The organism is Flavobacterium succinicans (assembly GCF_001662485.1).
GTDB lineage: Bacteria > Bacteroidota > Bacteroidia > Flavobacteriales > Flavobacteriaceae > Flavobacterium > Flavobacterium succinicans_A.
This window is the reverse complement of the sequence record NZ_JMTM01000017.1, coordinates 629,900-656,648: the sequence shown is the minus strand read 5'-3', so window position 1 is coordinate 656,648 and position 26,749 is coordinate 629,900. Positions and strand designations below refer to the sequence as shown.

Below are 26,749 nucleotides of genomic sequence, written 5' to 3'. Positions count from 1 at the left end.
GCAAGTGCTTTGACTCTTAAAAATATCGTTGTATATTGGCTTATTCAAAAAATGTAGACATGAAAAAACTCAACCTCCTTTATATCATTTTATTAGGAATTATTTTAACCAACTGTGGCGACACAAAAAAAGGTGAAAATTCTATTTTTACCATCGATAATTCTACTTTCAAACCTTTTTACACTTCAAAAGATGTCTTAAAAGTGGGCATTTTGAATCCAACTTCTAAAACTATTGACAGTATTGTTTATTATATCAATGATATCAAAGTTTCTACTAGTAAAGGAAATACAGGTCTTGATTTCCCTTTTAAAGATCAAAAATTAGGTTACCAAAACATCAAGGCATTGGTTTATTTTAGAGGAGACAGTTCTGAAGCTACCGCCAGAGTAGAATTGGCTTCTGATATCGAACCAAAATTGCTAAAATATACAGTTGTAAACACCTATCCTCATGATGCGAAATCATTTACCGAAGGATTAGAGTTCTATAAAGATACACTCTATGAAAGCACAGGACAGGAAGGCAATTCCTATATTAGAAAATATGATTATAAAACAGGAAAAATTTACAAGCAAATCAATTTGGAAACCACATATTTTGGCGAAGGAATAACTATTATCAATGATAAATTATTTCAACTTACATATAAAAATAAAAAAGGTTTTATCTATAATGCTAGCACATTAAAGCTAGAAAAAACTTTTGATTATGAAAAAGACATTGAAGGATGGGGAATGACAAATGACGGAAAATATATTTACCAAACTGACGGAACTGAAAAAATATGGAAAGTAGATCCCGCTACACAGAAAATGATTGATTATGTTAATGTATACTCAGGTTCATCAAAAATCAAAGCGATTAATGAGTTAGAATTGATTAATGGTAAAATTTATACAAATATTTGGTTCAAGGATGCTATTGCAGTTGTTAACCCAAAAAGCGGAGCTGTAGAAGAAATCCTAAACCTTTCGGATTTACGCAAAACTATGAATGACATCACAAAAGATGATGTCTTGAATGGAATAGCATACAATGCAAAAACCAAAACAATATTTGTAACGGGTAAAAATTGGAGCAAAATGTTCGAAATTAAAGTTTCTGAATAAGCATATGGTTACATTAATTACTAATATAAAAGAACTTTTACAAGTACGAAACTCAGATATTACAAAGGTTTCTGGTGCGGCAATGGCTATTTTACCCACCATAAAAAATGCGTACTTGATCATCAAAGACGATTTGATATTTGATTTTGGCCCAATGGATGCCCTACCAAAAATAAAGCCAGACAAAACCATTGATGCTAGTGGTAAAATAGTACTCCCTTCATGGTGTGATAGTCATACTCATATTGTGTATGCAGGGAATCGTGAACAAGAATTTGTAGATAGAATCAATGGTTTGACTTACGAAGAAATTGCCAATCGTGGTGGCGGTATCTTAAATTCCGCACTAAAATTAAACGAAATCTCCGAAGAAGAATTGTACCTTCAATCAGAAGAAAGACTCAAAGAAGTAATACAATTAGGAACAGGAGCAGTAGAAATAAAATCAGGATATGGATTAACTCTTGAAGGGGAATTAAAAATGCTGCGTGTTATCAAAAGATTAGCTAACAACTATCCTATTGCAATTAAAGCCACCTTTTTAGGTGCACATGCCTTCCCTTCCTTTTTTAAAGACAATAAAGAAGCCTATATTGACTTAATTATTAACGAGATGCTGCCTGAAATTGCCAAAGAAAATTTAGCAGACTTTATCGATGTCTTTTGCGAAAGCGGTTATTTTACGGTTGCTCAAACCGAACAAATTATTACCGCAGGAATTCGTTATGGTTTACGACCAAAAATTCATGTCAACCAGTTCAATTCGATAGGTGGAATTCAAGTGGGGGTTCAAAATAATGCCCTATCAGTCGATCATCTAGAAATAATGACTCCCGAAGATATTAACGCTTTAAAGCATACCGAAACAATGCCCGTGGCTTTGCCATCCTGCTCCTATTTTTTGAGCATACCATACACACCAGCTCGTGCAATGATAAAAGCAGGACTACCACTAGCCTTAGCTTCCGATTTCAACCCTGGATCTACTCCTTCAGGAAACATGAATTTTGTTGTAGCAACAGCTTGTATTAAAATGAAAATGACTCCAGAAGAAGCCATAAATGCCGCTACACTCAATGGCGCTTATGCTATGGGGATTGCCACAACTCACGGTAGTATCACTATAGGAAAAAAAGCTAATCTCATTATCACCAAATGTATTCCTTCGTATTATCAATTACCTTATTCATTTGGCAGCAATCTGATTGAAACGGTATTATTAGCTGGTAAAATATACTCATAAAAAAAAAGGAGGAAATCAAAATTCCTCCTTTCTTTTATAGATTAAAATAATCTTATCTTAAAGTAAAACTTGTTTTAGAAACCAATACATCTTTATCAAAGATATTGATAAAATAAGCCCCTTTTTCGAAATTTTTACCTTTCAAATCCTCAGAAACTTCAACAGTTTTGTTGGCGTAAGTTACAGTTGTTGCAAAACTATAGGTTAAAATAGTTTCCCCAAATGTTTCAGTTAGCTTTTCTCCTAAAACATTATTTTTACTATCAATTACTTGAACATAATACGTTTTGTCTCCAGATTTTGCGATTTGATTTTCCGCAATAGTAAAACTAATTTTTAAGATATCAGCTCTACTTGCTTTATCAGTTTCAATTTGTTTTCCAGAATTTCTTAGTTTATAAGCAGCTGTTTTAGTATTCAAAATAGTTAATTTCGCTCCTTTTTCAACTGTTTTAGCTAGCTCTTCGTTTTGACCAACTAATACTTCATTAAACTTTTTAGATTCCCCCAAAACTACAACTGTACTGTCTCTTTGCGCTGTAACTATTTCATTCGCTTTTTTCAATCCTTCATTTTCAGTCATCAACGACTTCATTTTGTTTTGCAAAGCTGATAATTGAGTCTTGAATTTCGAAACATCTCCTTTAGATTGATTCAACTCATCCATAAGAGCCACAATTTTGTCTCTTTCTTGAATTAACTCTTCAGACATTGTAGTATTTTCAGCAATTGCTGCGTCATAAGTTGTTTTTAACGTTTGTAGATCTTTCATCACAGATTCTTTCTCTGTCAAAGTAGTAGTTAATTCTGTTTTTACCACTTCTGCATCGGATGACATTTTAAAAATATAAACCAAACTACCTACTAATAATACTGCTAAAACGGCAATAATTGCCTTTAGACTTGAATTGTTTTGTTGTTTTTCCATGCTTTTTTAATTTTTATTCAAATTTAGGGATATAATACAAAGGTATAACGTGTGTTAACATTTTTATAGTATTTTTGAAATAAAAAATGGAAAAATTAATCCAATTCACCTCAAGTGATCTGGCCAAAATTACCAATCACAGAAGTGGTGAGATCAAGTTTGGAGAAAAAATGATTACTATACCAAAGGATACTGATCTTGTACCCTTTATAAAATCTACAGAAGCAAAATATGTTCTACTTGGAATACCAGAGGACATAGGCGTTAGAGCCAATTATGGAAGGCCAGGAGCTGCTTCGGCATGGGAAAGTGCTATAAAAAGCATTGCTAATATTCAACATAATCGCTTTTGCAAAGGAAGTCAAATTCTTGTTTTGGGTCAAATTGACGTAAAGCAAGAGATGAGTGAAGTCACAAATTTAGACTTTAATGATGTAGATGATCGTTCAAAACTAAGTCAATTGGTTAAGAGAATTGACAAAGAAGTTTCCTATATCATTTGCACAATAATCCAAGCAGGCAAAATACCAATCATTATTGGTGGGGGTCATAATAATTCTTATGGAAACATAAAAGGAACTGCTTTAGCTAAAGGAAAAGCGATCAATGCTGTGAATTTTGATGCGCACTCTGATTTTAGAATATTAGAAGGAAGACATAGTGGTAATGGATTTTCTTATGCCTTTGAAGAAGGATTCTTAAAAAAGTATTTTATTTTTGGTCTTCATGAAAACTACACTTCCAAAAGTGTTTTGGATATTATAAAAAAACTAGAAGACCGCGTCCGCTATAATACTTACGACAGTATTAATGTTCGAAAAGAAAAAGATTTCAAACAAGAAATGAGTATCGCACTAGAATTCATTAAAAATGACCCTTTTGGGATTGAAATTGATTTAGACGCTATACCAAATATTGCAAGTAGCGCCATGACATTAAGTGGTTTTTCTATTGAAGAATTAAGAGCCTTTATTTCTTTTTTTTCCAAACAAAAAAATGCTTCATACATTCATATTTGCGAAGGTGCACCCGATTTAGATCAACAACAAAACAATCATTTGATTGGTAAATTAATTGGTTATTTAGTCACTGATTTTATAAAGGGGTATAATCAAAACTTATTATGAAGCGCTTTTAAAACTACAGATTAGCATTTAAGTCTTCATTTCATAAATAAATAGGCTACAAAAATAATAACACTATCTTTGTTGCCTAATTCTTTGTACTACTCAAAGAATTTAAATCCTAAAAATTATGTTATTCGAAGATTTATCCCTTTCAAAAAGTATACAAAAAGCTGTGTTTGAAGAAGGTTATACCGAGCCTACTCCAATTCAAGAGCAAGCGATTCCATTAGTTCTATCTGGTAGAGACCTTGTAGGTTGCGCACAAACTGGTACAGGAAAAACAGCCGCATTTGCTATTCCTATCATTCATCAATTGCATCGAATTGTTGGCTCCTCCAAAAAAGCAAAGTTAATAAGAGCACTAGTGGTAACCCCAACTAGAGAACTTGCGGTTCAAATTGGGCAAAATTTTGACACTTATGCAAAGTATACTAATTTGACGCAATTAACGATTTTTGGAGGTGTTTCCCAAAACCCACAAGTAGATACTTTACGACAAGGTGTAGATGTATTAATAGCAACCCCCGGTAGATTATTAGACCTTCATAAACAAGGTTTTATCAACTTAGACCATTTACACACTTTAGTGTTAGATGAAGCCGACCAAATGTTGGATATGGGATTTGTGAATGATGTAAAAAAAATTGTAAAACTTACACCAAAAAACAGGCAAACACTTTTATTCTCCGCAACAATGCCAATAGCTATTAGAGAATTGGCTGAAATGTTCCTGAACGATCCTGCTACCGTAACAGTTTCTCCGGTTTCTTCGACTGCAGAAAAAGTAGAACAACGATTGTATTTTGTTGAAAAAGCTGAAAAAAGAAACTTGTTGTATCATTTAATAAAGAACGAAAGCTTGACTGATGTTTTAGTTTTTTCAAGAACAAAACATGGTGCAGATAACGTCGTAAAAGCGTTGCGTAAAAGAGATATTGCCGCTGAAGCCATTCATGGTGACAAATCTCAAAATGCAAGACAACGCGTTTTGGATGCCTTTAAAAACAAAGAAGTTGGAGTTTTGGTCGCTACAGATATTGCCGCTCGAGGTATTGATATTGACCAATTACCGTTTGTTATTAACTTTGACTTACCAAACATTCCAGAAACTTATGTCCATAGAATAGGTAGAACTGGTCGCGCTGGAAATGGTGGTATCGCCATTTCTTTTTGCGGAAAAGATGAACATCCGTATTGGAAAGACATTCAAAAATTAATAAAAGTTGATGTTAAAACAATCACTGATCATCCTTATCCATGGCAATCAGGCAATCCTACTGCGCCAAATGAAAAGCCAAAAAATTCCAACAGAAGTGGTGGAGCTCATAAATCAAGAAAATCTGCAAATGCGAAGCAAAATAAAAAACGTTGGTATTAACCAACGTTTTTTGCATTCTGTATCAGCGTACTCATTACTTTAAACAATCGTAATTGATCAAAAGGTTTTATTATAATATCATTTAAACCTGCCGATAGCGCTTCTTCCGCTATTTCTTCTTTATCAAATGCTGTCAAGGCAATAATTGGAGTTTGAATGTTTTTATTGCGTATTAATCGTGTAGTTTCAAAACCATTTAAAAACGGCATGTTAATATCCATCAAAATAATATCAAACGATTCTTTTTCTAACATCTTTAAAGCCTTCTGACCATCATCGACTACACAACATTTGTAGTGATTTTTTTCCATTATTTTTTGGGTCACTAATTGATTAATTCTATTGTCTTCAACTACTAAAACATTAAAAATTTGGCTACTTGACAAATCAACTCTAATATTATTAATAATCTCATTGGTCTTTTCTAAATCGCTTTCAAAAGGAATACAAAAACTAAACGTTGTGCCTTCTCCAAGAGCACTCACTAATGTAATATCACTTCCAAACAAATGCAATAATCTTTTTACAATAGACAACCCCAAACCAGTCCCTTGATAATCTGTATCATTACGCCCTACTTGAACAAATTTATCAAAAATCTTATCTTGATCAATTGCTGCAATTCCTACGCCAGTATCTTTGATTTTAAAACCAATATAATTAAGTTTTTCCTCAGTCTTTTCTAATGTAGCGGTTATAGTAATTGTCCCTTTTTTAGTGAATTTTAATGCATTACTTATTAAGTTCATAAGGATTTGTGAGAAACGCAACTTATCACCAATTAAGTATTCTGGAATTTTTGGATCAATCAACAATTCTACTTTATTTTTATTAGTTTGAGATAAAAAAGAAAGTGAACGAATAATCATTTCAATTTCATCCGAAATATTAAAAGTCATACTTTCCAAAACAATTCTATTTTCCTCAATCTTATTAATTTGCAAAATATCATTTACCAGAGAAAGCAAATAACGAGCTGAAAACTTAAGCGAATTCAAATGAGGACTTGTTGACAAATCTTTGTATTCATCAATAAGCATATTCGTTATACCGATAACGCCGTACAATGGCGTTCTTAATTCATGACTAATCGTTGAAACAAATTGTGATTTCATCTGTGAAGCTTCTTCCGCTTTCTCTTTGGCTAGTAACAAATCATTATTGGCAATGGTCAATTCTCTGTTTAATTTTCTTTTAAAACTATTATTTCGAATCAAAGTAAAAATCAATATTAGCAAAATAAAAAGAACAATAACAAATAAGATAACTATAATTTTTGATTTTCTAAGGTTTTGATTTTGTGACTCCTTAATTAACTCAATTTTAGACAATTCCCTTTTATACTCGTCTAATTCAACATTCAAACCAGTAATTGACGCTTTTATGAGTTTATCTTCGTTATAAATTTTCTCTTTGAGGTCATCAAACTTTCTCAGATGAATATAAGCTTCTTTATAATTCCCCATTTTAAAAAGCATCTTAGAAAATTCATTATGAGAATAGGAAACATCATTTAACTCATTGTATTTGTACCCCAAAGCAATGGCTTTTACATAGTAATCTCTGGCTTTTGTATAATTACCTATATGAGCAAAATACATCCCATTAACCATTTGATGCACAACACTTAAAGTTTTTGAACCATATTTAGTGAAATTTGCATTTGAAAAAAGTAGGTATTCTAATCCATCCTCAAAATTTGAATCATCAAAATAAGCCCAAGCCAAATTCAAAGTTGTAAGTAATGTATAAGTAGAATTAGGAATTCTTTTGCTATAAAAAATAGCTCTTTTATAATATTGGATTCCAATTTTATATTCTCTTTTTTCAAAACAATATAAATTTCCTAAATTATTATTGGCTTTAAATTTTAGAGTATCGTTAAGCGTTTTATTAGCGTAAAACAATGCTTTTTTATAATATTCTATAGATTTATCAAATTCAGAAATCTCATTATAATTTGAGCCAATAGTACTGTAGGAAGCAGCTATCAAAACGGTATCCTTAAGAGTCAAAGCCTTTTTTAAGATATCTCTTGATAGCAGTAAAGATTTTTCAAAATCTTTTTTATGGAAAAAATTAGTAGCTTGAACAGATTGTTCTATAAGTTCTTTTCTTTCAAAATTGTCGTTTTGAGCAGCTATAAAAGAAACATTACCAAACAATAAAACAAATACTAAAACAATTTGATTTGGAAGCATAATTGTTTATAATTTTTTCAAATATACATTTATAAACAAATAAATTATTATTTTTTATCTTAAATATAATACATAAATTTAAAATAATTAACAATTTAATATGTATCCATTTAAAAAACACTAAAATAATTAATTGCAAAAAAAAGCCTGTTTATCAAAATAAACAGGCTTTGTTGCATTCACCAAACGGTTATTTATCTTCTTCCCACTTCCCTACTACTGATGTTGCCAATGCATTTCCTAAAACATTAGTCGCACTTCTAAACATATCACAAAAATGGTCAATAGGTAAAATCAAAGCAATTCCCTCTACCGGAATATCAAACATACCGCACGAAGCGGCAACAACTACCAAACTTGCTCTAGGAACACCAGCTATTCCTTTACTGGTCAACATAAGAACTAGCAACATGGTAAATTGGGTTGGTAAATCTAAATGAATTCCATAAGCTTGAGCAATAAAAATTCCAGCAAATGTCATATACATCATACTACCATCAAGATTAAATGAATATCCTAATGGAAGCATAAATGAAACGATTTTATCTTTAACGCCAAATTTTTCTAGTTCTTCCGTTAATTTTGGAAAAACAGCTTCAGAACTAGTGGTTCCAAAAGCAATAATTAACGGACTAACTATGTGTTGTAACAGTACTTTCATTTGCTTTCCTAAGAAAAAATAGCCTACAAGTATTAATATCACCCAAAGAGAAGCTATTCCAACTAAAAATGAACCGAAAAATTTGAAATAGGTTATCGCTAATTCATTAAAATCTCTAACTGCAAACACTCCAGCAATAGCACCAAAAACACCAATTGGCGCAAAATTCATTACAAAATTTACCATTTTCAAAACAATATGAGAAATTTTATCCATTGCTTTGACAATTGGCTTTGCGGTTTCACCAAGAGATGCAGCTGCTAATCCAAAGAAAATTGAAAACACAACAATTTGAAGAATCTCATTAGTAGCCATTGCCTCAAAAATACTTTTAGGAACAATGTGTTCTATAAAATTATTAAATGAAAGACTTTTTGCATTACCAGTAACATCTGAAGCCGCAGTTACATCTACATTAGACAAATTAAGTCCTACGCCTGGTTGTAAAACATTTACATAAAACATCCCAATCAAAAGAGAAATAAATGATGCTGTAAAAAACCATCCCAATGCTTTACCACCAATTCTACCAACCGCTTTTACATCGCCTAACTTAGCAATACCCACTACAAGTGTTGCAAAGACTAATGGTGAAATAATCATTTGAACTAAACGAATAAAAATAGTAGCTAAAATTTTTATTTTATTACTAAACTCTTGCGCTGCTTCTGCAGTAACGGAATTATGAATTACGACACCAAGTATAGCACCAAGAACCATTGCTATTAATATTTGTCCAGTAAGACTCTTGAAAAAAGGTTTTTTGATAGTTTGGATTGATTCCATTGCTTGCTTAGATATTAAATTGATAAGTATTTAGCTCGTTAAAATACTAAAATACAAAATTATAAGTAGGTTTTATTTATTAAATAGAAATCTGCCAGAACGATTGCAGCCATTGCTTCTACAATAGGAACCGCTCTAGGAACAACGCAAGGATCATGCCTTCCCTTGCCGGTCATCTCAACAAAATTCCCCTCATTGTCAATGGTTTCTTGTTTTTGCATAATGGTAGCTACTGGTTTAAAAGCCACTCGAAAATAAATATCCATACCATTACTAATCCCTCCCTGAATTCCACCAGAAAGATTTGTTTTTGTAGTACCATCAGCATTATACAAATCGTTATGCTCGCTTCCCTTCATTTTAGCACCACAAAAACCACTTCCAAATTCAAATCCCTTAACGGCATTGATAGATAGCATAGCTTTTCCTAACTCTGCATGCAATTTATCGAAAACGGGTTCCCCTAAACCTACAGGAACATTTTGAATCACACAAGTTACCGTTCCTCCAACAGTATCGCCTTGCTTACGAATTTCTCGGATGTACTCCTCCATTTGCGAAGCCATTGCGTCGTCTGGACATCGCACTGGATTACTCTCGATTTTTGAAAAATCGATCTCTTGATAAGGCTTTTCTAGAAAAAGAGGTCCAACTGAGGATACGTAGGCATTTATTTTTATTTCTGACAACATTTGTTTAGCCACAGCTCCAGCTACAACTCTGCTTGCTGTTTCTCTTGCAGAGCTTCTTCCTCCACCTCTATAATCACGTGTACCATATTTCTTATCATAAACATAGTCTGCGTGGCTTGGACGATAATTATCTTTTATATGAGAATAATCATCTGACTTTTGATTTGTATTAGGAATAATAAAACCAATTGGAGTACCTGTGGTTTTTCCTTCGAAAATACCAGATAAAAATTGAACCGCATCTGGTTCTTTTCTTTGAGTCACAATTGCTGATTGTCCTGGCTTTCTTCTAGCCATTTCATACTCTATGGCTTCTAAATCAATAGTGATTCCTGGAGGACAACCATCGATAATACCACCTAAAGCTTCACCATGAGATTCTCCAAAAGTTGTTATTCTGTATAGTGTTCCGTAACTATTTCCTGCCATTATAAAAAAATTTTAAGCAAATGTAAGTTTTAAGAATTAAACAAAAAAATTTCGCAAAGGTTAAATTTTGATGCAATTATTACAAAACAAGGTTTTTTAGTTAATTTTTTTCTTTTGCAGCATTAATAAAAAAAAATTATTGAATTTATAGGAAATAAAAAGTTAAATTTATTATAAATCAAACACATTAAATGCAACAAATAGCGATAACTACTTTAAAAAAATCAAGCATATGATTTTCATATCTCTTTAATTCAGATTCTTCATTAAAATAGCACCAATAAACAAATGATAATAAACCTATTATGTATTTTTTTATCATATTCCATAAACCGTGATTCTACATTAAAACATAATATACAAATTCATGCTTCTTCTTAATAATTCAATTTCACTACGAAGTCCAATAGGGAAATTTAGGTCAAACATCCCTATTATTTGTTAAAAGAACAAAATAGTTTATCTCTCAATTTAATTGTTTTATTTTTGCAAAATAATTCACATTAATACTAATTCTTTAAATTAAAGATTATGAGAAAATTACTTCTAGGAATATTATTTTGCTGTTCAGTTCATTTTGCTAGCGCACAAGAAATCGGGGTTCGATTTGGTGATGTTACGGGTAATGATGTTGCAGTTGATGCTGTTTTTTCAGCAGGAAAATTTAGCCGTATTCATGCTGATGTTTCTTTTGGAAATGGTGGTGTTGGAGCAGAAGCACTTTATGACTTCATATATAGACCTCTTGGGGGAGAATCTTTCAATTGGTATTTAGGAGTTGGTCCATCTGTTTTTATTGGTAATGATTTTTTACTTGGTGCTAGTGGAGAAATTGGTCTAGAATACAAGTTTAAAAGTGCTCCAATTGCGATAGGTTTAGATTGGAGACCTACCCTTTGGATTGTTGAAAATACCGATTTTCATGCGGGAGGTTTTGGATTAAACGTAAGATACGTGTTTTAATTTACATATTGTAAAACAATAAAAAAGGGGAAGCAAAATGCTTCCCCTTTTTATTGATATTTTTGAATCGCTCTTTGATATAAATCTTCATAAATAGGCAGAATCTTTTTGATGTCAAATTTTTCTGCTATAGTCAAGGCATTTTTCTTAAATATATCTAAAACTTCATCATCTTTTAAAATTTTAAGTGCATTTTGAGCCATTTCATCCACATTACCAACATCGCTTAAAAAACCTGAAAATCCATCAAAATTAACTTCGGGAAGCCCTCCCGAGTTACTAGAAATAACTGGTACAGAACTCGCCATGGCCTCAAGGGCTACTAAACCAAAACTTTCGGTTTGAGAAGGCAACAAAAACAAATCGGTTAAACACAAAATCTTATCAATCTCGTTGCTATTCCCAAAAAATATCACTTTATCTTGAATACCTAATTCAAAGCATAACTCCTCAGCCTTCTGTTTCTCTGGACCATCCCCTACCATCATTAACTTTGCAGGAATTTCATTTTGAATTTTAAAGAAAATCTTAATTACATCCGGAATTCTTTTTACCCCCCTAAAGTTACTAATGTGGGTAACAATTCTTTCCGTTGGACTTGCCATAACCGAACGATGGCATGGAGTTGAAGGATCTTTCTTTTCTCTATCCAAATCAATAAAATTCGGTATTACTTGAATTTCATTTTTTATAGAAAATAATTTAAGCGTATCTGCTTTTAAACTTTCAGAAACTGACGTTACAAAATCTGATTTATTGATACTAAATGTTACAGCCGGTTTGTAAAAAGGATGATTACCAACCAATGTAATATCGGTTCCATGAAGTGTAGTTACCATTGGAATATCTATCCCTTCATCTTTTAGCATTTGCTTAGCCATATAACCTGCATAAGCATGCGGAATAGCATAATGAACATGCAGCACTTCAATTTTATACAATTTTACCATATCAACCAACTTACTAGACAAGGCTAATTCATAAGGCTGATAGTGAAATAGAGGGTATTCCGGAACATTCACTTGATGATAATGAACATTTGGGTTTAAGAGCGCTAAACGGACTGGCTGACTGTAAGTGATGAAATGAATTTCATGTCCTCTTCTAGCTAATTCAAGTCCAAGTTCTGTAGCTACTACACCACTTCCACCAAATGTGGGATAACAAACAATGGCTATTTTCATGTATTTATTTTAGGATAACGAAAGTACTTAAAAATGAGGAATCAAAAAGTTAAGGAAAGTAAAAAAACTTATAGCCCTTCTTTGCGTCTTTTCTTATTCATCCATTTATTGATTTTATAAGTAAGATAAGCGGATCCGCTTCCAATGAGTGCGCCTGCAACAACGTCACTTGGATAATGTACTCCAAGATGCATTCTAGAATAGCCAACAGCGGATGCCCAAACAAATGAAGGTGCAATTACATACCATTTGGGATAAGCCATACTTAAAGATGTAGCTGTTGCAAAAGCAATAGAAGTGTGCGCTGAAGGCATCGAATACCCCCCTGCCGATGTTAATTTTTCAATCTCAGGATAGGTTACAAAAGGGCGCTCTGTTTTAATTGTTTCTTTTAGAACAATTGTAATAAAAACTGAAGCCGCAACAGATTCACCAATAAAAATGGCATTTTTTTGCAAATCAACATCTTTATTGATTAATCCAACCGCATACATTGTCAATGGCGCTCCAATACTAACCACCGCATAACTATTGGTAATATGCTTAAATGAAGTATCTAAATTCTCATTACGATGCAAATTAATGGAACGTAACGTATTGATATCAAAGTTTTGCGCAAACAAAGATGATGAAAATAGCACTAAAAAAAGCAGAAAATATTGTCTTATCATTAAGTAATAGAAAAGGTTTGAAACAAAAAAAACTAGATTAAATATCAATAATAACCTAGTTTTTTTATTAATCTATTTAGAAGAATCTACTATGCCAGCTATCGGCAGCGGGAACTTCCCATGATTCATTAAACTCTTGAATATTATTGACTAAATTATTAAAAACAATAGTATTCTCGGTTACAGCTTTGTCTTTTACCATTCTCTTAAAATCAAGCAATGGTTTATGCGCTACGTGTTCTCCTAATTTGAATGTGACATTCATTTTATCCAATAAATCCACTGCATATTTCTTTTCTAAACTTTGAATAAATTCAACTGAACTATCAATTGAACAACCTGTTGCAGCTTGAACTTCTTGGTTTACTGCAATAATTATAAAACGATTGTATTTTAAAAGATAAGATGACTCCAAACCTGTACCATGAGCTGCCCAATCTTTCAAAAAAATTTGCAACGCTTCTTCAATTTCGGTCATTTCAGCATCAGAAAACTTTCTATTAGATTGATAAATCCATATTCTTGATTCTTCAGGTAAACTTTCAAAGGGTACGTACATAGTTTTGAATTAAATTCTATTATAAATCTTGTGCATTTGCAATAAGTTCAGCAATGTCTAACACTTTTACATCAGCTTCCTTTTCTTTATTTTTTATGCCATCAGTAAGCATCGTATTACAGAAAGGACAGCCAGCAGCAATAATACTTGGTTGTACTTCTAAAGCATCTTCTGTTCTTTCGATGTTTACTTCTTTGTTACCAGGCTCAGCATCTTTAAACATTTGAGCTCCACCAGCACCACAACATAATCCATTGGCTTTTGAACGCTTCATATCAACCAACTCAGCGTCTAATTTTTGGATTAAATCTCTTGGTGCTTCATAAATTTGATTAGCTCTTCCTAAATAACAAGGATCATGGAAAGTGATTTTTTTACCTTTGAATTGTCCACCTTCAATTGTCAAACGACCATCATCTAGCAAGGATTTTAAAAATTCAGTATGATGTACTACCTCATAGTGACCACCCAATTCAGGATATTCATTTTTCAATGTATTAAAACAATGAGGACAAGCAGTTACAATTTTTTTAGCCTCGTAAGCATTTAAAACCTCAATATTCATAATCGCTTGCATCTGAAACAAGAATTCGTTACCCGCTCTTTTAGCTGGATCTCCAGTACAACTTTCCTCTGTACCCAAAACAGCAAAAGAAACGTTAGATCGATTTAGAATTCTAACAAATGCTTTGGTGATTTTTTTGGCTCTGTCGTCAAAACTTCCTGCACAACCTACCCAAAACAAAACTTCGGGTTGTTTGCCTTGAGCTAACATTTCGGCCATTGTAGGCACTACTAAATTTTCTGACATTGTATCTTGGTTATTAGTTAATGGGTTAAGTACCTAACCGATTAAAAATTTAAACTTTTTATTATATTTCGTTTTTCCAGTTCAAACGGTCTTGTTGATTGTATTGCCAAGGAGCACCGTTGTTTTCAATATTGGTCATCATGGCATTCAAAGGCATTGGTGCAGCACTTTGCTCCATCACCAAATAACGACGCATATCTAAAATAATTGATAATGGACTAATATTTACTGGACATTCTTCAACACAAGCATTACAAGAAGTACAAGCCCAAAGTTCCTCAGCTGTAATGTAATTATTCAAAAGTGAAACTGAATCTGGCACAAAAACACCTTTGTTTTTGTCTATATTTCTTCCAACTTCCTCTAAACGATCTCTTGTATCCATCATAATCTTACGAGGAGACAATTTCTTACCGGTTTGATTTGCTGGACATGAAGAGGTACAACGCCCGCATTCTGTACAAGTATAAGCATTCATTAACTGTACCCAATTCAAATCCATTACATCGCTTGCACCAAACTTACTTGGAGCAGCATTAGGATCTGCGGGAGCTGCAAAAGGATCTGCATTTGGATCCATCATTAACTTCACTTCATTAGTAACTGAGGCTAAATTATCAAACTGACCTTGAGGTTTCAAGTTAGCAAAATAAGTATTTGGGAAAGCCAAAAGAATATGTAGGTGTTTTGAAAAATATAAATAATTCATAAAAATCAAAATACCTATAATATGCAACCACCAAAAAGCTTCTGATAAAAGCATCACCAATTCGTTAGACATTCCATTGAAAATTGGTTCTATAAATTGACTAATAGGAAACGAACCTGCTTTGATGAAATGAGAAAAGCCTCCCGGTACTTGTTGCAAATGCAAATCGGATGCATTCATTAACAAAAATAAAGACATCAAAACTACTTCGAAATATAAAATATAATTCGCGTCATTCTTAGGATATCCATTCAAATCTGAACTTATAAAACGCTTTAAACGAATAATGTTTCTTCTGGTCCAAAAGGTAAAAACAGCCAGTAATACTAAAACCGCTAAAATCTCAAAAGAACCAATCAGGAAATCGTAAGTTCCGCCCAAAAAAGCAAAAACACGATGTGTCCCAAAAAGCCCATCAATTATAATTTCTAATAATTCTATATTGATGATTATGAATCCCAAATAAACAACAATGTGTAAAATTCCAGCAATTGGTCTTTTTACCATTTTTGATTGTCCTAAGGCAATCATTGCCATATTTTTCCATCGTTCTTTGGGATTATCACTTCGGTCAACGGCAGTACCTAATTTAATGTTTCGAATGATTTTTTTGACATTTATAAAGAAATATCCAAAACCAATTGCCAAGACGATGGCGAACAATACATTGTCTAAAAAATTCATATAATTAGTTATTAGCTTTTACTATTGAATCAGTTATAGGTGCTACGTAAGGCTTGTTTTTCTTTCCAAACACAGAAACATTAACATATCTCGTTGGATTTAAGCGAACATCTTGTAGTAGCAATTCCAACTCTTTTGATGTTTTAGATAAATTAGCATATAGCGCTTCATCATTAAGTAATTTCCCCATCGTTCCTTTTCCAGATTGCAAATTACTCATAATCTTGTCTACATTTGCCAAAGTTTTATTTAACTCTTTTACTGTTTTACCTAAATCAGCTTTTTGCAAAGAATCTGATATTTTAGAGAAATCTCCAGAAATTTTATTAAAATTAGATACCATACCATTAATTTTAGTTTTATTCGTATCTAAGATTCCATTCACACTAACTGAAGCTTTATGAAATTGTTCCATTGTTTTGCTTAATTCAGCCAAACTGTTTTTCAAATCGGCTTGCCCTTTTTGATCTAAAACAGTGTTTATTCCAGTAATCATTCGATCTGCGCTTACAAGCAACTTTTCGATTTTTTGTTGCACAGGAGCAAGTTTTTCGCCCATGCTTGCTGCCATACCTAACTCAACATCTCCTTGTAAAGTTGCTCCGTCTTCAATTATGGATTTATCATTAAGATTGGGATGAATGGCAATTTGTTTCCCACCAATCAATCCAGGTTCATAAATAACAGCTGTACTAGATTTTGAAATAGGAAAATCTGTTTTTAGTTGTAACTCTACTCGAAGTTTACCCGTAGTATTATTTATGGTAATAGCGGTTGCTTTTCCTATTATTAATCCATTCAAAGTCACAACAGAAGAAGGTGTTATACCCTCTACATTATCATACTCCACATAATAGGTTTTGTAATTTGTAAAAAGATCGCGTCCTTTTAAAAAACTATAGCCCCAAATAAATAATAAAATAGCAGTAATTACTATAATAGCCGTTTTGATTTCTCTTGTTAGTTTCAAAATATAAGATTTTGCGCAAAAATAATATAAAAATTTAACTTGAATGAATTATTTAATCGCTTCTTGAATACTAATTTTCTTTCCATTTTTATAAGCTATCAAAAAAGCAGAATCATAGCCTTTAGCCTTAGCAGCTTTTAAATTGTCTTTAGCCACATTATAATCAGCAGTTTCACCATAAAAATATTTAAACAAATTATTATCGCGCTCCATCGAAATAAAATTTAACCCTTTGAAATTCTTTGGTAGCAACTCTAATTGAATATAACTAGCTGATATTTGAACTTTAAAGATTGTACCAGTCGTTGGTGTTGTTGAAACTTTAGCAGTTTCTTGAAAATCGGAGGTATCTTTCGGTTTTATGATCTCTTTTTTATCTGTGGTATCTACTTTTGGTGTTGGAAAGTTTTCAAAACCTTCACTTTCAAAAAATTCATTTTTATATTTAATTATCGCTTTAGCAATTGCTTGAGCCAAATCATTTTGACCTTCTTCAGACACCAAAACAGCTCCTTCTGCAGCATTAGAAATAAACCCCATCTCTATCAAAACTCTCGGCATATATGCTTTATGTAATACCATATATGGTGCCTGTTTCACACCTCCGCCACGTATTTTCTTTCCTAGATTTTGAAACTCATTTTCAACTTTAGATGCTAATGAAATACTATTGTCCAAATATTCCTCTTGCATCAAAGTCATACCAATCATGGTTTCTGGAGAGTTAGGATCAAATCCTTCATATTTTTGTTTATAATCTTTTTCTAAAGTAATAACAGAGTTCTCTTTCTTTGCCGCTTCTAAATTTGAAGCGATTTTGGTCATACCCATTACATAGGTTTCCGTGCCATCGGCTGCTAAATTTTTATTAGCATTACAATGAATAGAGACAAAAATTGACGCTCTAGCTCTGTTAGCAATGTTGGCTCTTTCAATCAAATCAATAAAAACATCAGTTTTTCGTGTATAAACTACTTCTGCTTTCTTAGATTCTTCAAGAATTTTTCCCACTTTTAAAACTACTGCCAAAGCAACATCTTTTTCAACTCGTCCGCTATACTTTGCTCCCGTATCATGACCTCCATGCCCTGCATCTAAAGCTACCCTAAAGACTTCGGATTGACTATAAGAAAAAAAAGAGGAAAAGAAGAAAGTAATAATAAACATTACTTTTAGACAAATCTTTGTATTCATAAATTAAAAGTTAATTTTATTAGGGCGCGTCAGCTATAATTATGTTAATTGATTATTTTTGCAAAAAAATATATGTAAGTTTGGTGCTTCAAAAAGCAAGCCATCATTTTTACAAAAATAGCATTAAAACCTTTGCATACAAACTTATTTAATATCGTTTTAATATCATTTTTTCTTACACTAGGAACTACTAGTGCTTATTCGCAAGATATAAAGAAAAAAAACACTGCAATTCCTTCCAAAAAGGAAACTACAAAAGCAAAAGAAGACAAAACAAAAAACATAATTACCCCTACAATTACTAAAGATTCAGTTAAAACGGATACGGTAAAAGTAAAGAAAGCTTTTCTTGAAGGTAAAGTTAGATACAAATCACAAAACTATACTAAAATAGACCAAAAAAAGAAACTAATTACGCTTTATGATAAGGCTGAACTGTATTATCAAGACATTGAGCTAAAATCCGGAATCATTGTTATGGATTATGAAAAAAATGAAGTGTATGCAGGACGTATCAAAGATTCTACTGGTAAATACACTCAATTTCCTAATTTTAAACAAGGCTCTAATGTTGTAGAACCTGATTCTATTCGATTTAATTTTAAAACAAAAAAAGCCTTAATTTGGAACTCAAGATCCGATCAAGGAGAATTTAAAATCAAAGCTGCTGTAACTAAAAAAGAAAATGATTCCGTTTATTTCTTGAAAGGAGCACGATTTACCACTTCAAAAGATGTGGATAATCCAGAATATTATTTTAAAACGAATAAAGTAAAATTTATTCCAGGTAAAAAAGTAATTACAGGATTAACAAACATGGTTATTGCGGATGTCCCCACACCCATTGCACTCCCTTTTGCTTATTTTCCAATGAGCAAAGAAACCAGTGTTTCAGGAATTATTTTACCTAATTACAACGATTCAAATACTCGCGGTTTTTCATTGCAGAATTTTGGATATTATTTTGCCTTAACCGATCATTACGATTTAACTGTGCTTGGTGACTACTACACCAATGGGAGCTATGGCATGCGTATGGAATCTAGTTATGCCAAACGATATAACTATAGAGGTAATTTCAACTTCAGATTCGAAAATTTAATTAACAGCGAAAGAGGTTATCCTGATTATTCAAAACAAACGATTTATAACATTCAATGGTCACACTCCAAAGATTCAAAATCCAACCCTAATTCTAGTTTTTCAGCCTCAGTAAACTTAGGTAGTAGTAAATACTTCCAACAATCTATCAATTCTGCAAATTTTGGTTCAAATCTTAATAACACCTTAAGTTCATCAATTTCCTATTCCAAAACATTCAACTCCATCCCACAAGTTCGAATGTCGCTATCGGCTACACATTCACAAAACACGCAAACAAGCCAAATCGATATGACCTTGCCTACTCTTCAATTAAGTGTAGACAGAGTCTTCCCGTTTGCAAAAGGAGACGGCATTAAGAAAGGTTTTATCAAAAACATCAATTTACAATACAATTTAAACGGAAGAAATAGTTTTGTAACCACAGACTCTTTATTTTTTAAACCTGAAATGTTCAAAAATGCGCAAGTAGGAATGCAACACAGTATTCCTATTAGTACCAACTTCAAATTATTCAAATACTTTAGTGCTTCTGCATCGGCCAATTACAATGAAGTATGGTACTTAAAAACGATTAGAAAATATTATGACACTAATCAGAGTAAAGTCGTTCAAGAGACCATAAATGGATTTGACGCCTTTAGAACTTATTCTTTATCTAGTAGTATCGGAACTACGATTTATGGTACATTTAATTTTGGGAATGACAAAAAAATAAAATCCATCCGACACGTCATGCGTCCCTCCATTTCGTATGGCTACACTCCTAGTTTCCAAAAGTACTATGACACCTACGCAGAAGACGCCAGTGGCAAGATGAAATCTTATACTCGTTTTGAAGGCGGAATTTACGGAGTACCTAGTATTGCAAATTCTAACAATATTGGATTTGACTTAAGCAATACTTTTGAAGCGAAAGTAACTGATAGCGATACTACGAAAGTAGAACCCAAAAAAATCATGCTGTTAAACAACTTGAATTTTTCTACCAGCTACGATCTTAATGCTGATGGAAAAACAACTTTGGCTTGGTCACCGGTTCGTGTAAGTGGCGGAACACAATTGTTTAAAAATAAAATGAATCTAAATTTTGGCGCAACCTTAGATCCTTATGCCATTGACAATTCTGGAAATCGAATTAATGTATACAATATAAACAATGGAGGAAGTTTATTCAGAATGACTAGCGCCAATATGACTATTAATTATTCTATTGCGAGTAGTGATTTTGATGACAAGAAAAAAAATGATGACCAAGTAAAAAGAAACGGAGGAAGAGAAGATGATTTGTTTGGAAAAAGTAGGGATCTTCTAAATCAAAAAAGTCAATTTGACGACGAAGATACTACCAAAGGCGAAGATGTTATTACAACATTTTTCAGATCTAAATTGCCGTGGGATATGACTTTTGCTTACTCCTTGACCTACGGAAACAACAACCGTGAAAAGAAAATCATCAACAACTCTATTATGATTTCTGCGAACGCAGATTTAACTCCTAAATGGAAAGCTGGTATCTCAACCGGTTACGATTTTGTACAAAAAGGAGTGACTTTTACACAAATACGTTTTGAAAGAGATTTATTAAGTTGGAGAATGGATTTTAACTGGACACCTTTTGGTGATTACTCGAATTGGAATTTCTTCATCGGAATAAAATCAGGTGTACTAAGCGATATTAAGTGGAATAAACAACGAGTAAACGACAGAACAATAAAATAATCATGTTTTTTTCTGAAATCGCCATTAACAACAAGTTTGCTACAAACAAACACCGACAAATAAAAGGCGATATCATATATGACAATTAATAAACAACTTTTACCTTTATGAAAAAAATTATTTTTACAGACAAAGCTCCTTCGCCAATTGGCCCTTACAGTCAAGCCGTTTTAAAAGGAGACACCCTGTATACCTCTGGACAGATCGCCATTAATCCAGCAACTGGTGAACTAGTAACTGACTCTATTCAGGCAGAAACTGAGCAAGTGATGCAAAATATGAAAGCAGTTTTGGAAGCCGCTAATATGACTTTTGAAAATGTTGTAAAAACAAGTATCTTCATCATGAACATGAATGACTTTTCGACTATAAATGAAATTTACGGCTCGTATTTTAATGAAAAAACCGCTCCAGCTCGTGAAACGGTTCAAGTGGCATGTTTGCCAAAAAATGTTAATGTAGAAATAGCTATGATTGCAGTGCTATAACAATTAGTTTTAGTCACAAATGATCAAAGTAAAAAGACTTAACTATTATAATTTTCGTAAACTCAGATTAGCCATTTAATCTCGCCTCGTGTAGGGGAATGGAAAACAGATTTAAAAATAAAAATTTTTATTCGCTTTCCCTTCACCTACTCTTCTGGCAAATTCTTCATCATTTTCAACTCCCATAAACATTTTCTTATTGCTGAAAATGTTTTTTTCTTCGGTTTACTTTTCTGGAACTCCTTTTGCAAACATTAGTTTTGTAAAACTAAATTTTCAATTGAATTAACTATTAGCAACGTGATACGCTATTAAACCGTCAATTGGTCTGCGCAATACATTTCCTAATTTCATTTCATATTTATCAAAGGTTACTTGTAATTCTTCTTTCAAATAGAAAGCAATAGAACCAATAAAATGAATTGGCACTTCCTGATAATTATCGAATTGTTTAATGTAATTTTTAACAAAAGACTTCATTCCCTTATAAATAATTTTTTTACAGAATTCTTCTTCTTTGTGTTTAATTAAAAATTTAGCAAAAGTCGCTAAATAAGCATTAGGGTTAGGTTCTTTATATAATTTACTTTTAATAAAATCTGGATCTACATTATATTCTTTTTCAAATTCAACAGCAATATGTTTTGGCATTTTATTAAAATAGTACTTTCTAATTAATTCTTTACCAAAAACATTCCCACTACAATCATCCATAATAATATATCCTAAGGACTGTACCTTTTGATGCAAATTTTTTCCATCAAAGTAACTACAATTAGAACCAGTACCCAAAATACTTACAATAGCTTCTTCTCCTTTTGGAGTTGTGGCGTACACTGCTGCATAGGTATCTTCTTCTACTGAAACAATTGCATTTGGAAAATAGTCCTGAAAAATACGTGTTAATTCCACTTTCATTCGTGCAGTCCCACAGCCAGCGCCATAGAAAAACAAATGGGTAGCCGTTTTTTTATTTTGCAAAATATCAAAACGATCGTTTAAACGTTCAATAATTTCATGGCCTTCTAAAATTTCAGGGTTTAATCCAAGGGTTTGGGTTGTAAATAGGACTTTTCCTTTTTCATCAATTGCAATCCAATCTGCTTTTGTTGAACCACTGTCTACTATTAATTTCATATACTTAATTTTTGGGAATTGATATAGTATACAAATGTACACAAGAAATGCATAAAACTTCTTGTGTGCATTATTTGTATATACAAAAAGATTCCAAAAGCCGAAACTTTTGGAATCTTAAACTTTTAGTTTTTATTTTAAACCTGCAATATGAACTGACAGGTCAATTAATTTGCTTGAATAACCGTATTCATTATCGTACCAAGATACTAATTTAAAGAAAGTAGAATTCAAACCAATTCCAGCAGAAGCATCAATAATTGAAGTTCTCTTATCAGAAATAAAGTCTTGAGAAACCACTGCGTCTTCTGTGAAGCCCATGATTCCTTTCAAGGTAGTTTCAGAAGCTGTTTTTAAAGCAGCCATAATTTCTTCATAAGAAGTTTCTTTAGCTACTTTTACCGTTAAATCTACTACAGAAACGTCTGCTGTAGGAACACGGAAAGCCATACCAGTTAATTTTCCATTCAAAGCAGGAATTACTTTCCCAACAGCTTTTGCAGCTCCTGTTGAAGAAGGAATAATATTAATTGCAGCTGCACGACCACCTCTCCAGTCTTTTCTAGAAGGACCATCGGCAGTCATTTGAGTTGAAGTTGTAGCATGAACAGTAGTCATTAATGCTTCTTCTATTCCGAAGTTATCATGAATAACTTTTGCTAAAGGTGCTAAACAGTTTGTAGTACAAGATGCATTTGAAACTACTAAATCAGACGCTTTGGCTGTTTCGTGATTTACTCCCATTACAAACATTGGAGCATCAGCAGATGGAGCCGAAATAATTACTTTTTTCGCACCACCTTTAATATGTTCAGTTGCAGTTTCAATTGTTGTAAAAATACCAGTACATTCTGCTACAACATCAACATCAACTTCGTTCCATTTTAAATCAGCAGGATTTCTTTCGGCAGTAATACGGATATTCTTTCCGTTTACGTATAATTTTCCTTCTTTTACTTCAACAGTTCCATCAAAACGACCGTGAACTGAATCGTATTTTAATAAGTAAGCTAAGTGGTCAACATCCAATAAATCGTTGATTGCAACAACTTCTACATTATCTCTATTGAAAGATTCTCTAAAAACAATTCTTCCAATTCTCCCAAAACCGTTTATTCCTAATTTTACTTTTGACATTTTACTTAATTTAAATTATTTTTTATTTTATTTTTTTCTTTTAAAGTTTAAATAGACATAATATCAGAAACACGAAGTAATTCTCTATCAATTTCTGTATGTCCTTTAATTGCTTGTTCGAGTGGAGTTAATGCAATTTTATCATTTAACAAGCCAACCATATAATTTGATTTTCCTTCCAAAATACTTTCAACGGCTTTAACACCTAATCGACTAGCTAAAACTCGATCAAAACAAGAAGGTGAACCTCCACGTTGCATGTGACCTAATACAGAAACACGAACGTCATATTCTGGAAAGTTGGACTCTACATAATCTTTCAATTCAAATACATTCTTTCCGGTTTTGTCGCCCTCGGCAATAACCACAATACTTGAAGTTTTACCAGTAGATTTACTTCTTTTTAGCGAATCCATTAATCTTTCTAATCCTAAGTCCTCTTCTGGAATTAAAATTTCTTCAGCACCTGCACCAATACCAGCATTCAAAGCAATATGCCCTGCATCTCTTCCCATAACTTCGACTAAAAACAATCGATTATGAGAACTGGCTGTATCTCTAATTTTATCAATTACTTCAACAACTGTATTCAATGCAGTATCGTAACCTAAAGTATGGCTTGTACCATATATATCATTATCGATAGTTCCTGGGATACCAATTACTGGAAAACCAAATTCTGCATTAAACAGCAACCCTCCTGTAAAAGAACCATCACCACCAATAACAACCAAGGCCTCAACACCTTCCTTCACTAAGTTATCATGTGCTTTTTTACGACCTTCAGGTGTTCTAAACTCTTGAGAACGAGCAGATTTTAAAAAAGTTCCACCTTTATTAATAATATTATTGACACTTCTAGGACCTAATTCTTTGAAATCTCCTTCAATCATCCCTTGATAACCTCTGTAAATCCCAACACATTCTATATTGTGAAAAGCACAGGTACGAACAACAGAACGTATAGCTGCATTCATACCAGGAGAGTCTCCTCCTGAGGTAAGTACTCCTATTTTTTTTATTGTTTTTGACATTTTTTAAGTATTAATATGTAAATTTACTAAACAAAGACTAGTTTTAATAATATCTTATTATATTTTTAATAAAAGAGCCGAAATTCAAACGTTTTCGTTGATAAGTTTTGCTTTTAGCAAAAAAAAATCATTAATTTTCAACAAAAAGCAATAAAATAGTTTTTTTTTGCATTTTCATCAAGTTTTACTAAAAAACAAATAAATTATTCATCTTCAATAGTTTATAGAAAAGAGTTAGCTACCAAATAATTAACGATAATTTTATATTTAGAACGCTATAAAAATTTACAAGAAAATAATCCGAACCAAAGAAAACACCTTAGCCTAATTTAAAACATCTGCCGAAGGAAAAACTAAAAGGAGTTATACGACTACCAATTAAACAAAATAGCAGTTTATTTTGAAAGCTAGCATTCAATTTTAAAACTCTCTTTTATATCTTTGAAAAAAAAAAGATAAGATGTTCAAAATTATTGCTCAAATCAACAAAATGATTTTACCAAGCTTTACCAAACAAAAATTAGACATCACCAAAGCTAAAAAATGGCAGATGGCAATTATAGGATATCGCTATTATGTTACTACAAGAGCACTCTCTAAGTAGGTAAACCCGTTAAATCAAATTATTTTGTACCAAATAGGACCACATACTTCATCAATTGAAGTGTACTGTGTGAACGTCTGTGATTTTAAGCCATTTTCAATCTTCTTGTCCTCCGCAAACGCAATAAAAGTCTCATGGTTTCACTATAAATATCGTTAGAATAGTTGCCTTTTCAAAAGGTAAAAAAAAAAAAAACTACAAAGCAACTGTTCGGTTGTTTTGTAGTTTTTTGGTTTAAAATGATATGTGCATATTGTAGCGGAAAGCGTGACGATTCTTGTGGTGCGAAAGGTAGTGCTCCTAGAAAATATCATGCATTCAATTGTGCATACGTGAGGAGGACAATGGCTAATAACGCCAAAAATAGGCCCAAATAGTTCTTCAGGGTAAGTTTTTCTTTAAAAATCAACACGCCAATGAGGCTTCCTAAAACAATGACTCCCATATTCATTCCTGCAAAAACAGTGGACGGATTTTCAGAAAAAGCTTGGTGCGCCTTGAGGTAAAAATAGATGTTTCCAAAATTGAAAACACCTACAGCGACTCCCCAAAGAGCATTGATACCAGCTATTTTTTGATGTTGGATTAAAATTTCATAGCCCACTACTCCACTCATTATCACCAATGCCAACGCAAAAATAACCAAAAGCGAGGTGGTAAAAGGCAGTTGGGTTTGCAAGGCGATTTGTTTGAACAAAATATCGATGATTCCAAAACCTAAAAGTACCAAAGCAGAATAGCCCCAATTGGAATTGCTATTCGCGGTAGGCTTAGATAAAATAAGCAGCAAGGCTGGAAATCCGAGACCAAAAGCCAATACTTTAAGTATACTGAATTGCTCCCCAAAAAGCAACCAAGAAGCTAGCAGCGGAATGAACAACGATAAGCGCTGCGCTGCATCGGTTTTGACAATACCTATATACTGAATGGATTGCGAAAGCAATAGAAAAACACTCGGCAGCAAGAATCCGAGAGCGAAATACAAAGGCCACGGTGCTTGTTCAGCCAGCGTACTAAATTGTGGCGAAAAACAAAAGTAACACAACAACAAGGCAATCCCATAATTGGACGCGATGATGACTTTACTATTGAACGCTTCAAGGTTTCTGAACCACTTGAAAAGTACGCCCACAGTAACACTGCAAACAATACTTAGAATTAAAAAGAGCATAAATATGAGTTTATTGTCCAAAAATACAAATTCTACTACGGATTGGTATTCAC

The 26,749-nt window shown here is 32.7% G+C and carries 23 protein-coding genes; 8 read left to right on the top strand and 15 right to left on the bottom strand.

All coding sequences use genetic code 11. The annotated features are described in order from the left end of the window. The first annotated feature begins 59 nt into the window (after positions 1-59). Together FLB_RS04975 and hutI are read left to right on the top strand one after the other, a co-directional pair. Positions 60-1,112, top strand: coding sequence for a glutaminyl-peptide cyclotransferase (locus FLB_RS04975; RefSeq protein WP_064714890.1), 1,053 nt, complete (start codon positions 60-62; stop codon positions 1,110-1,112). 4 nt (positions 1,113-1,116) lie between these two features. Then, positions 1,117-2,355, top strand: coding sequence for an imidazolonepropionase (gene hutI / locus FLB_RS04970; RefSeq protein ID WP_064714834.1), 1,239 nt, complete (start codon positions 1,117-1,119; stop codon positions 2,353-2,355). Between the two features lie 52 nt (positions 2,356-2,407). Here hutI and FLB_RS04965 read toward each other — a convergent pair whose 3' ends face one another. Further along, the gene (locus FLB_RS04965; protein WP_064714833.1) at positions 2,408-3,283 is read right to left on the bottom strand and encodes a hypothetical protein; all 876 of its coding nucleotides are present in this window, start codon (positions 3,281-3,283) and stop codon (positions 2,408-2,410) included. 86 nt (positions 3,284-3,369) lie between these two features. Here FLB_RS04965 and FLB_RS04960 point away from each other — a divergent pair, with 86 nt between their 5' ends. Both FLB_RS04960 and FLB_RS04955 read left to right on the top strand, forming a co-directional pair. After that, positions 3,370-4,410 (top strand): formimidoylglutamase, encoded by a 1,041-nt coding sequence (locus tag FLB_RS04960; RefSeq protein ID WP_064714832.1) that lies wholly within the window; start codon positions 3,370-3,372, stop codon positions 4,408-4,410. Between the two features lie 127 nt (positions 4,411-4,537). After that, positions 4,538-5,788 carry a DEAD/DEAH box helicase gene (locus FLB_RS04955; RefSeq protein WP_064714831.1) on the top strand — a complete coding sequence of 417 codons (1,251 nt, stop codon included), beginning with the start codon at positions 4,538-4,540 and terminating at the stop codon, positions 5,786-5,788. Here FLB_RS04955 and FLB_RS04950 read toward each other — a convergent pair. The 3 genes from FLB_RS04950 to aroC form a co-directional block, all read right to left on the bottom strand. Then, on the bottom strand, positions 5,785-7,989 hold the full coding sequence (locus FLB_RS04950; RefSeq protein ID WP_064714830.1) for a response regulator: 2,205 nt from the start codon (positions 7,987-7,989) through the stop codon (positions 5,785-5,787). The genes FLB_RS04955 and FLB_RS04950 overlap by 4 nt on opposite strands. 190 nt (positions 7,990-8,179) lie before the next feature. Beyond that, on the bottom strand, positions 8,180-9,436 hold the full coding sequence (locus FLB_RS04945; RefSeq protein WP_064714829.1) for a dicarboxylate/amino acid:cation symporter: 1,257 nt from the start codon (positions 9,434-9,436) through the stop codon (positions 8,180-8,182). 59 nt (positions 9,437-9,495) lie between these two features. Next, the gene (aroC, locus tag FLB_RS04940) at positions 9,496-10,557 is read right to left on the bottom strand and encodes a chorismate synthase (RefSeq protein WP_064714828.1); all 1,062 of its coding nucleotides are present in this window, start codon (positions 10,555-10,557) and stop codon (positions 9,496-9,498) included. A 531-nt stretch (positions 10,558-11,088) separates the two neighbouring features. Here aroC and FLB_RS04935 point away from each other — a divergent pair. Beyond that, positions 11,089-11,520 (top strand): hypothetical protein, encoded by a 432-nt coding sequence (locus FLB_RS04935; protein WP_064714827.1) that lies wholly within the window; start codon positions 11,089-11,091, stop codon positions 11,518-11,520. 50 nt (positions 11,521-11,570) lie between these two features. Here FLB_RS04935 and bshA read toward each other — a convergent pair whose 3' ends face one another. From bshA to FLB_RS04900, 7 genes are all read right to left on the bottom strand, one after another. Continuing rightward, positions 11,571-12,704 carry an N-acetyl-alpha-D-glucosaminyl L-malate synthase BshA gene (bshA, locus tag FLB_RS04930; protein WP_064714826.1) on the bottom strand — a complete coding sequence of 378 codons (1,134 nt, stop codon included), beginning with the start codon at positions 12,702-12,704 and terminating at the stop codon, positions 11,571-11,573. Positions 12,705-12,772: 68 nt separating this feature from the next. After that, positions 12,773-13,375, bottom strand: coding sequence for a phosphatase PAP2 family protein (locus FLB_RS04925; RefSeq protein ID WP_064714825.1), 603 nt, complete (start codon positions 13,373-13,375; stop codon positions 12,773-12,775). A gap of 76 nt (positions 13,376-13,451) precedes the next feature. Continuing rightward, positions 13,452-13,934: a hypothetical protein gene (locus tag FLB_RS04920; RefSeq protein WP_064714824.1), complete on the bottom strand. Its 483-nt coding sequence runs from the start codon at positions 13,932-13,934 to the stop codon at positions 13,452-13,454. 19 nt (positions 13,935-13,953) lie between these two features. Continuing rightward, a complete protein-coding gene (locus FLB_RS04915) occupies positions 13,954-14,745 on the bottom strand; it encodes a (Fe-S)-binding protein (RefSeq protein ID WP_064714823.1) in 792 nt (263 codons plus the stop codon). 61 nt (positions 14,746-14,806) lie between these two features. Next, positions 14,807-16,138 carry a (Fe-S)-binding protein gene (locus FLB_RS04910; RefSeq protein WP_064714822.1) on the bottom strand — a complete coding sequence of 444 codons (1,332 nt, stop codon included), beginning with the start codon at positions 16,136-16,138 and terminating at the stop codon, positions 14,807-14,809. Between the two features lie 4 nt (positions 16,139-16,142). Next, the gene (locus tag FLB_RS04905) at positions 16,143-17,108 is read right to left on the bottom strand and encodes an MlaD family protein (protein ID WP_064714821.1); all 966 of its coding nucleotides are present in this window, start codon (positions 17,106-17,108) and stop codon (positions 16,143-16,145) included. A gap of 48 nt (positions 17,109-17,156) precedes the next feature. Then, entirely contained in the window at positions 17,157-18,275 is a 1,119-nt protein-coding gene (locus FLB_RS04900; RefSeq protein ID WP_231891042.1) for an N-acetylmuramoyl-L-alanine amidase, read from the bottom strand. A 159-nt stretch (positions 18,276-18,434) separates the two neighbouring features. Here FLB_RS04900 and FLB_RS04895 point away from each other — a divergent pair, with 159 nt between their 5' ends. Further along, on the top strand, positions 18,435-21,125 hold the full coding sequence (locus FLB_RS04895) for a putative LPS assembly protein LptD (protein ID WP_064714819.1): 2,691 nt from the start codon (positions 18,435-18,437) through the stop codon (positions 21,123-21,125). A 107-nt stretch (positions 21,126-21,232) separates the two neighbouring features. Beyond that, positions 21,233-21,613 (top strand): RidA family protein, encoded by a 381-nt coding sequence (locus tag FLB_RS04890; protein WP_064714818.1) that lies wholly within the window; start codon positions 21,233-21,235, stop codon positions 21,611-21,613. A 285-nt stretch (positions 21,614-21,898) separates the two neighbouring features. On the opposite strand, the gene FLB_RS04885 is transcribed toward FLB_RS04890, so the two are convergent. The 3 genes from FLB_RS04885 to pfkA form a co-directional block, all read right to left on the bottom strand. After that, positions 21,899-22,750, bottom strand: a complete 852-nt coding sequence (locus FLB_RS04885) for a hypothetical protein (RefSeq protein ID WP_064714817.1) — start codon at positions 22,748-22,750, stop codon at positions 21,899-21,901. A 132-nt stretch (positions 22,751-22,882) separates the two neighbouring features. Next, positions 22,883-23,887, bottom strand: a complete 1,005-nt coding sequence (gene gap / locus FLB_RS04880; RefSeq protein WP_064714816.1) for a type I glyceraldehyde-3-phosphate dehydrogenase — start codon at positions 23,885-23,887, stop codon at positions 22,883-22,885. Positions 23,888-23,934: 47 nt separating this feature from the next. After that, positions 23,935-24,921 (bottom strand): 6-phosphofructokinase, encoded by a 987-nt coding sequence (gene pfkA / locus FLB_RS04875; RefSeq protein WP_064714815.1) that lies wholly within the window; start codon positions 24,919-24,921, stop codon positions 23,935-23,937. A 460-nt stretch (positions 24,922-25,381) separates the two neighbouring features. On the opposite strand from pfkA, the gene FLB_RS04870 reads away from it, so the two are divergent. Further along, a complete protein-coding gene (locus FLB_RS04870; RefSeq protein WP_064714814.1) occupies positions 25,382-25,525 on the top strand; it encodes a hypothetical protein in 144 nt (47 codons plus the stop codon). Between the two features lie 310 nt (positions 25,526-25,835). On the opposite strand, the gene FLB_RS04865 is transcribed toward FLB_RS04870, so the two are convergent. After that, positions 25,836-26,696, bottom strand: a complete 861-nt coding sequence (locus FLB_RS04865) for a DMT family transporter (protein ID WP_064714813.1) — start codon at positions 26,694-26,696, stop codon at positions 25,836-25,838. Positions 26,697-26,749 lie beyond the last annotated feature (53 nt).